At 74.6% G+C, this 7,659-nt stretch carries 7 protein-coding genes; 3 read left to right on the forward strand and 4 right to left on the reverse strand.

What is annotated here, in order from left to right:
- Positions 1–104 precede the first annotated feature (104 nt).
- Positions 105–419, reverse strand: coding sequence for a DUF4190 domain-containing protein (locus ACFWFR_RS15260; RefSeq protein WP_377623522.1), 315 nt, complete (start codon positions 417–419; stop codon positions 105–107).
- A gap of 204 nt (positions 420–623) precedes the next feature.
- Positions 624–1,100 carry a hypothetical protein gene (locus tag ACFWFR_RS15265; RefSeq protein ID WP_377623523.1) on the reverse strand — a complete coding sequence of 159 codons (477 nt, stop codon included), beginning with the start codon at positions 1,098–1,100 and terminating at the stop codon, positions 624–626.
- A 178-nt stretch (positions 1,101–1,278) separates the two neighbouring features.
- Between ACFWFR_RS15265 and ACFWFR_RS15270 the strand changes: the two genes are divergently transcribed.
- Positions 1,279–1,893 carry a 1-acyl-sn-glycerol-3-phosphate acyltransferase gene (locus ACFWFR_RS15270; protein ID WP_377623524.1) on the forward strand — a complete coding sequence of 205 codons (615 nt, stop codon included), beginning with the start codon at positions 1,279–1,281 and terminating at the stop codon, positions 1,891–1,893.
- Positions 1,894–2,025: 132 nt separating this feature from the next.
- Here ACFWFR_RS15270 and ACFWFR_RS15275 read toward each other — a convergent pair whose 3' ends face one another.
- The gene (locus tag ACFWFR_RS15275) at positions 2,026–3,717 is read right to left on the reverse strand and encodes a bifunctional phosphatase PAP2/diacylglycerol kinase family protein (protein ID WP_377623525.1); all 1,692 of its coding nucleotides are present in this window, start codon (positions 3,715–3,717) and stop codon (positions 2,026–2,028) included.
- A gap of 141 nt (positions 3,718–3,858) precedes the next feature.
- Between ACFWFR_RS15275 and ACFWFR_RS15280 the strand changes: the two genes are divergently transcribed.
- Positions 3,859–4,527, forward strand: a complete 669-nt coding sequence (locus ACFWFR_RS15280; RefSeq protein WP_191803731.1) for a response regulator transcription factor — start codon at positions 3,859–3,861, stop codon at positions 4,525–4,527.
- A gap of 90 nt (positions 4,528–4,617) precedes the next feature.
- Here the strand turns inward: ACFWFR_RS15280 and ACFWFR_RS15285 are convergent, their stop codons facing one another.
- The gene (locus ACFWFR_RS15285; protein WP_377623526.1) at positions 4,618–6,570 is read right to left on the reverse strand and encodes a BTAD domain-containing putative transcriptional regulator; all 1,953 of its coding nucleotides are present in this window, start codon (positions 6,568–6,570) and stop codon (positions 4,618–4,620) included.
- A gap of 86 nt (positions 6,571–6,656) precedes the next feature.
- On the opposite strand from ACFWFR_RS15285, the gene ACFWFR_RS15290 reads away from it, so the two are divergent.
- Entirely contained in the window at positions 6,657–7,535 is an 879-nt protein-coding gene (locus ACFWFR_RS15290; protein WP_377623527.1) for an alpha/beta fold hydrolase, read from the forward strand.
- The last annotated feature ends 124 nt before the right edge of the window (positions 7,536–7,659 follow it).

The raw sequence follows: 7,659 nt of genomic DNA on the forward strand, positions 1-7,659 counted from the left end.
GCTCGGTCATCACCGGAGTCTCGCACCGCGGGCCGCCCACGGGAAGACGCAGCGAGGCCGCCGCCCCCGGAAGGGGACGACGGCCTCGTGGGCGACCGGGAAGGTCAGTACGAGCTGAGCTCGCCCGACGCGGCGAGCGCGGCGAAGGCGATGATGTAGACGACCCAGCCGATGGCTCCGAGCACCGTGAAGATGATGCTGAGGATCAGGCCCCACTTGGCGAGCTGGTTGTCGAAGCCGGCCTCGCGGGACTTCTTCTTGGCGATGGCGCTGACGACGATGCCTGCGACCGCGAAGACGAACGCCAGGACGAAGCCGACGATGCCGAGCGTCTTGCCCGGGTCCTCGACGGGGGCGCCGTAGTACTGCGGGGCCTGGTCGGACTGCGGGGCCTGCGGGGCGCCGTAGGGAGTGGTCACGGGGGTTTCTCGTTTCTCTCGCGCGCCCGAGCCTTGTCGGGAGCGTGGGGATCGTGGCAAGGAGTGCCACGGAGTGCGGTGCTCATTGTGGAGGAAAACGGCGCGCCTGCACAGGGGTAATTCTCCCCATGGGGGTGAAAAGCACTCTGCGGCTCTGCTCTCGGCAGAGCCGAGGCGGGCTCGGCGCTCGATGTGGCCGCCGCGTCAGGCGGCTGCGCGGCTCGTCTCGCCCCGGAGGTGGTCGATCGTGTTCTGCACGTCGCGCAGCGTCGATCCGACGTCGGCGCCTTGTGCCACGGTCTTGTCGGCGACGTAACGGACCTGGGCCGAGGCGGCGTCGAGCGCGACCTGGGCGTCGGTGAGGGCGAGGACTGCGCGGCCGTCGCCGAACTCGTCGGTCGCGGCCTGCGCGAGCGCTGCGTTGGCCTCGTCCGTGGCGGCCTGGGCGTTCGCGACGGCGTCCTCGACCTCGAGGCGCAGGCCGGAGGGGAGCGTGGAGAGCTGGGTGCAGGCCTTCTCGAGGTCCTCGCCGATCGAGTCGACCTGACACTGCGTGTCCTCGATGAGCCGGGATACCTCGGCGGCCGATGCGGTCGCGCTCAGCGGCAGCATCATCGCGAGTGCGAGGAAGCTGGCGGCGGCGAGCCGGGCGGCAGGTCCTGATGTCTTCGGCGACGTCATGCCCAGAAGTCTGCCCGGTGAACCTGGGAAAAGACAGGGAGGACATGGAGGGCTCGTGGAGATTTCGCCCACGGCGCAGGGAGGGCCGTTCGCCGTGGCCCTGCGAGGCGCCGGCGCGGCCCGCGCGCGCAGGTAGCGTTGCTGCCGTGTCCCACCCCGTAGCCCTCGAGGCAGCCCGATGATCCGCCGCGCCCTGGCGCGCGCCTACTGGGCGGTGAGCCGGTGGACCCTGCGCACCGAGCAGCCCCCGACCGACCGCCCCGGCATCCTCATCGGCGCCCCGCACACCTCGAACTGGGACTTCGTGCTCATGCTCGCCATCTCGGCGAGCGTCGGCGTCAAGGTCCGCTGGCTCGGCAAGCACACGTTGTTCAAGGGCGTCATGGGACCGTTCGCGCGGGCCCTCGGCGGGATCCCCGTGGACCGGACGGACCCGAGCCGTGTGGTCGACGACATCGTCTCGCGGGTCCGCACGGGCGAGGTCTTCTCGCTCGTCATCACGCCCGAGGGCACGCGCAGCAAGGGCGAGTACTGGAAGTCGGGCTTCTACCGGATCGCGCGCGAGACGGGCATGCCCGTGACCCTGGGTTACGTCGACCGCACGACCATGACCGCGGGCCTGGGCCCCACGCTCGACCTCACGGGCGACGTCCGCGCCGACATGGACCGCGTCCGTGCGTTCTACGCCGACAAGGCCGGGTTCGACCCGTCGCGCCGCACCGAGCCGCGCCTGCGCGAGGAGGACCGGCCCGCCCGCGGGGCGAGCACCCCGGAAGGCGATCCGACGGTCTGACGGGGCGGCGCCGTCGGGCGTCCGGTCGTCACGCCGGACGCCCCGGCCCGACGGCGGTGCTCCCGTCGTGCCGTGCGCGACGGCACGCGACGGCACGTCCAGGAGACGGGCCGTCCCCTGGCACGCTCGGCCTCAGCCCGCCGTCGGGTCCGTGGGTGCGTAGATCCGGAGACCGCCGCGGACCATGGTGAGCGTCGCGTCGACGACGCGGTCGCCGTCGATCTCGAGCGTCTCGCCGTCGTGCGCGAGGATCACCGGGTCGTGCGGCGCGCCGTCCCCGAAGCGCAGCGCAAGGTCGGGCGTCGTCCACGAGTCGACCGCGAGGTGGCGTTCGAGAGGCTGGACGCGCTGCGCGAGCGAGGACGCGCCGCCGCCCGCGACGGTCTCGAGGAACAGCCGCACCCTGCTGTAGCGCTTCTCGGCGCGGCCCGTGCGGACGTCGAGGACGCCGTCGTCGAGCCGGATGCGCTCGACGGGGGCGAGGTTCTGCGGGACGTACTTGTTGACGCCCGCGAAGAACGACCAGTACGAGCCGACCACGCCGTCCACGGACAGCCGCAGCGGGGCGGCCGAGCGCAGGACGCGCGAGGTGGCCCACACGGTCGCGGGCCACTTCCCGAGCCGCTTCTCGGCGCGCTCGCGCTGCGAGACGAGCTCGGGGTAGATGCCGAGCGAGAAGGTGTTGAGCACCGTGAGCGGGTCCTTGCCGTCGACGCGGAGCTCGGCGACGTCGACGCTCACGCCCGAACCGTTCCGGACCGCGTCGACCGTCGCGGACATCGACGTGAGGTCGGCCGCCTTGGCGAAGTGGTTGAGCGTCCCGCCGGGCAGGACCACGAGCGGGAGCCCGTGCTCCCGGGCGGCAGCAGCCGCGGTCGAGACCGTGCCGTCGCCTCCGCTGATCCCGAGCGCGACCGCGGGGCGGACGTCGTCGGGGGGCGTGCCGGCCTGGTCAGCCGCGCCGGCGCCGTCGGCCTGGTCGGCGTCGTCGGCCTGGCCGCGTGCCGCCCGGTCGTACAGCTCGTGCAGGTCGTCCCCCTCGGCGAGGACGTGCACCCGGGCCTTCGGGAGGTCGCGGCGGAGGACCTCGAGAGGGTCCTCCTTGAGGATCCGCCCGGACCCGGCGGACGTGTTGACGACGACGAACAAGCCCTCGCCGTCGGGGAGAGCGGGGACGTCGGTGGGGGGCCCGGCAGGCACGTCGGGTGCGGGTCCGGGGGGAGAGGGAACGAGCCACCGGCCGAGCACGGCGAGCCCGACCCCGAGCGCGGCACCCCCGACGACGTCCGAGAACCAGTGCGCGCCCACGTGCAGGCGCGAGTACATGACCGCCCCCGCGACGGGCGCGACGACGAGCCCGGCGGCGGGCCACTCGATGGCCACCCCCGTCGCGAACGCCGCGGCCGACGCCGAGTGACCGGACGGGAACGACGGGGTGGTCGGGTAGCGGCGCAGCCGTCGCACGAGCGGCAGCACGTCCGCAGCGGGACGATCACCGCCGAACAGCCCCTTGCCGAGCAGGTTCGCGGTCGCGCTCGCGACCGCGAGCGTCCCCAGGCCCCGCACCGCGGCACGGCGCCCCCGGGCACCGGTCGCGGCCAGCCCGGCACCGAGCCCCATCCACAGGACGCTGTGGTTCGCCGCCGTCGAGAGCCGCACGAGCGCGGCATCGGCCTGCGGGCCCAGCCGTCGCCCGTAGGTCCGTTCGTTCATGCGGCGGTCGAGCCGGGCGATCGCGGGGAAGGCCTCGTGGGGCTTGATGAGGCCCGTGAAGCGGGGCCTCCGCCGACGGTTCTGGACGGGGACGGGGGAGTGCGACGGCATCTCCCCACCGTAGGACCGCCGCAGGGGCGTCGCCCGCCCGCGCGCTGTGACGTCGAGCAGGTGCTCCTGCGGGAGCGGCGCCGTCGGGCGTCCTGCTCGTCCGGCACCCTCGTTCTGACACAACTCCGATAAGTTCTCCCTATGGGCACCACCCCCGACCCCATCCGGGTCTTCCTCCTCGACGACCACGAGGTCGTCCGCCGCGGCGTCGCCGCCCTCCTTGAGGCCGAGGACGACATCCAGGTCGTCGGCGAGGCCGGCACCGCAGCCTCGGCCCTGCCGCGCATCCGTGCGGTGCGCCCGGACGTCGCCGTGCTCGACGTGCGCCTGCCCGACGGCTCGGGCGTCGAGGTCTGCCGCGACGTGCGCTCCGAGATGCCGGAGATCGGCTGCCTCATGCTCACGTCCTTCGCGGATGACGAGGCGCTGTTCCAGGCCGTCCTCGCGGGGGCCTCGGGCTACGTCCTCAAGCAGATCCACGGCTCCGACCTCGTGGGGGCCGTGCGGACCATCGCGGGCGGCGGCTCGCTGCTCGACCCGGTCAGCACCGCGCGCATCCTCGACCGGCTGCGCACGCCGCAGGCCCAGGAGGTCGACCGTCTCGAGGGGCTCTCGCCCCAGGAGCGTCAGATCGTCGACCTGATCGGCGAGGGCATGACGAACCGCCAGATCGGTGAGCGCCTGTTCCTCGCAGAGAAGACCGTCAAGAACTACGTGTCGCACATCCTGTCGACGCTCGGGCTGCAGCGCCGCACGCAGGTCGCGGTCCTGGCGACCGAGCTGCGCACCGAGGACCGTCCGCGCGGCTGAGCCGCACGTGCCGCAGGGCATCGCCCGACGGCGGAGCGATCGTCCGCACCGGACCTCGCCCTCGTCGGTGGTCGCCTCGTCACCGACGGGTCACGGGTCCTTTGCGTGGCCGCACGAGGTGAGGCGGTCGGCGACCGGACCGAGCACGAGCATCCCCGTCGCGCCGCCCGCGAGCTCCTGGCGCGCTGGCTCGAGCGCCCGGCACGACCTCTCGGCCGCGCGAGGGTGCGCGGCGAGCGTCGCGGCATCGGCGACCAGGCTCCACAGGGCCTCGAGGAGGAGGCCCGGCGGGGGGTCGGGAACGTCGTCCAGGAGCGCGGCCGCGGCCGCGGTCTCACCGGCGCGAGCGTGGCGGAGCGGGGCGAGCCAGGGGTCGTAGGTGCCTGCGCGCAGGTCGTCGAGCGGCGCGTCGTCGGCCCGGACGCCCACGAGGGCGAGAGCGAGGAGGCCCTCGGCGACGCCGGGCATCCCCGCGCCGTCGAGGGTCTCGGCCGCGGCGCGGTAGCGGGTCTCGGCCGACGGATCGTGCCGGGCAGCGGCGCGGGCGGCCTCGTTCCACAGGGTGAAGACCCGGGCGAGCGGTCGCTCGTGGCGGTCGGCGAGGGTGTCGACGGCAGAAGCGAGCGACGCAGCCTCGGCGAGGTCTCCGCGTGCGGTGGCGGACTGCATGCGCACCAGGAGTCCGTGGAGGTGGAACGTCGGCAGGTCGTGGCGCCGTGCGAGGTCGACGATCTCGGCCGCGACCCGGTCGCGCTCGGCGGAGAGACCCGGCCGGTCGCAGAGCTGGACGACGGCAGCGCTCAGCGCGAAGCAGAGCAGCTCGGGGTTCCCGAGCCTGCGGGCGAGCCGGACGGCTTCGTCGGCAGACGCCCGGCCCGTCCTCGGACGACTTCCGCGCAGCTCGACGGCGACGACGGCGAGGAGCCGTGCGCGGGCGGTCGTGCCGTCGGGGTCGAGCTCGTCGAGGGCTCGGAGGGCCGCAGCGGCGACGGCGGCCGAGGCGCGCTCGTCGTCGGACCGCGGCCAGATGCTGGGGACGTCGAATCCGCCGATGATCCGCGCGGCCAGCGCAGGGTCGCCCAGGCGGTCGACCGCGTCCACGATCTCGGACCGTTGCGCGCGGGCCTCCGCGAGGCCCGTGCCGCCGGACACGGCCAGGGTGCGCAGCAGCGCGACCGTCGATTCGAGGCGCAGCCGGGAGTGGGCGTCGGTGATGCGCGTCGAGGCCTCGGTGGCGCGGGAGAACGCGTCCGAGTCCTCTCGCGGACGCTCGTGCCGGAGGATGCTCGTCTGGAGGTCGTCGAGCTCGCGCGAGGGGTCGAGCCCGACGGCGACGAGCTCGCCCCGTGCGGTGCCGAGCACCTCGAGCGCCTCGGACGACTGTCCCGAGCCGTCGAGCGCCCGCGCGAGCAGGAGCGAGGCCCGCTCCCGGAGGGGGAGCCGGCCGACCAGCTCGCGCAACGTCGGCACGGCCTCGTGGGGCCGACCCAGCGCGAGGAGCGCAGCGGCGCGCCGCTCGATCGCGACGTCGCGCAGCGCGGTGAGACGCGCACGCTCCTCGACGGCCCAGGGCGCGTCGCCCGCCTCGGGGTAGGGCGTGCCGCGCCACAGAGCGATCGCGGCGGCGAGCGATCGTTCGACCTCGCGGGGTGCTCGGCCCGCGGCCTCGTCGGTCGCCCGTTCGAGACGGCGGCCGTCGACCGCGTCGTCGGGGAGCAGGAGCGCGTAGCCGTCGCCCACCGTGGTGAGGACGCGCGCGGGCTCTCGTGGACGGCGGTCCGGTTCGAGCGCGTGGCGGAGGTCGCCGACGAAGGTGCGGATCGCACCGACCGCGCGCGGCGGGGCTTCCTCGCCCCACAGCGCGGCGGACAGCTCGGCGACGGGCAGGGCGCGGCCGCGCGCTGCGACGAGCCGGCCCAGCAGGGCCCGGTGGCGGGCCCCGTGCAGGGCCAGCGGCGTGCCGTCGGCGCGGGCCCCGTCCGTCGGGCCGAGGACGCGGAGGGTCACCCGGCCCAGCGGGTCGGGGGACGGCGGGCAGGGCATCGGTCCACCGTACGCCCGACGACACCCGCTGATCCGTTGCTGATCGGCGGGCGCGAGGCTCGAGGGACCGAACGAAAGGAGTCCCGATGACTCTCTCCATCCCAGGGTTCACGACCAGACGGCTGCGCGGAGCGGGCGACGTCGTGCTCAACGTCGCGGTCGGCGGCAGCGGCTCGCCGATCGTCCTGCTGCACGGCTTCCCCGAGACGCACGTGATGTGGCGCCACGTCGCGGCGGACCTGGCCCGCGACCACACCGTGATCTGCCCCGACCTGCGCGGCTACGGCGCGAGCGACAAGCCGGTCGAGGCGGACGAGCACACCTACTCCAAGCGGACGATGGCCGCCGACGTCGTCGCGGTCGCCGCCGGGCTCGGCTTCGACCGGTTCGCGCTCGCCGGGCACGACCGCGGCGCGCTGGTCGCGGTGCGCACGGGGCTCGACCACCCCGACGCCGTGACCCATCTCGCGTCGCTCGACGTGCTGCCGACGCTGGACATGTGGGACATCCTGCGCGGCGCGGACGCGAAGGTCGCCTGGCACCTGTACCTCATGGCACAGCCGCCGGGTGTCGCCGAGCCGATGATCGCCGGGGCCTCGGACGCGTTCTTCGCGTCGTTCCTCGACGGCTGGACCTCGGCCCCGGAGGCCATCCCCGCCGAGTACCGGGCGGAGTACCTCCGCGCGTCCCGGGAGGCGATCCCGTCGATCGTGGCCGACTACCGCGCCTCGGCGGGGATCGATCTGGAGCACGACCGCGAGGACCGGGCCGCAGGGGTGCGTCTAACGATGCCGACGCTCGTGATCCAGCAGGACTGGGGTGCAGAGCTGGGATATGACGCGCAGGCGCTGTGGTCGGCCTGGTCGGACGACCTCGTCCACAGGACGCTGCACGCGGGCCACTTCATGGCCGAGGAGTCGCCCGAGCGCATCTCCGCCGAGCTGCGGGAGCTCGTCGCGCGGTGAGCCCCTGCGCCGGGGCGGGGGGGGCCCCCCCCGCCCCGGCCCCGGGGTCAGGCGGGTGGGGTGAGGCCCCCCCGCGCGGGGCCCCGGGCCCCGGGGGCCCCGGGGGGCGAACCGGCGCCCCCCG

Origin of the sequence: Oerskovia sp. NPDC060287 (assembly GCF_042726775.1) — a bacterium.
GTDB lineage: Bacteria > Actinomycetota > Actinomycetes > Actinomycetales > Cellulomonadaceae > Oerskovia > Oerskovia merdavium.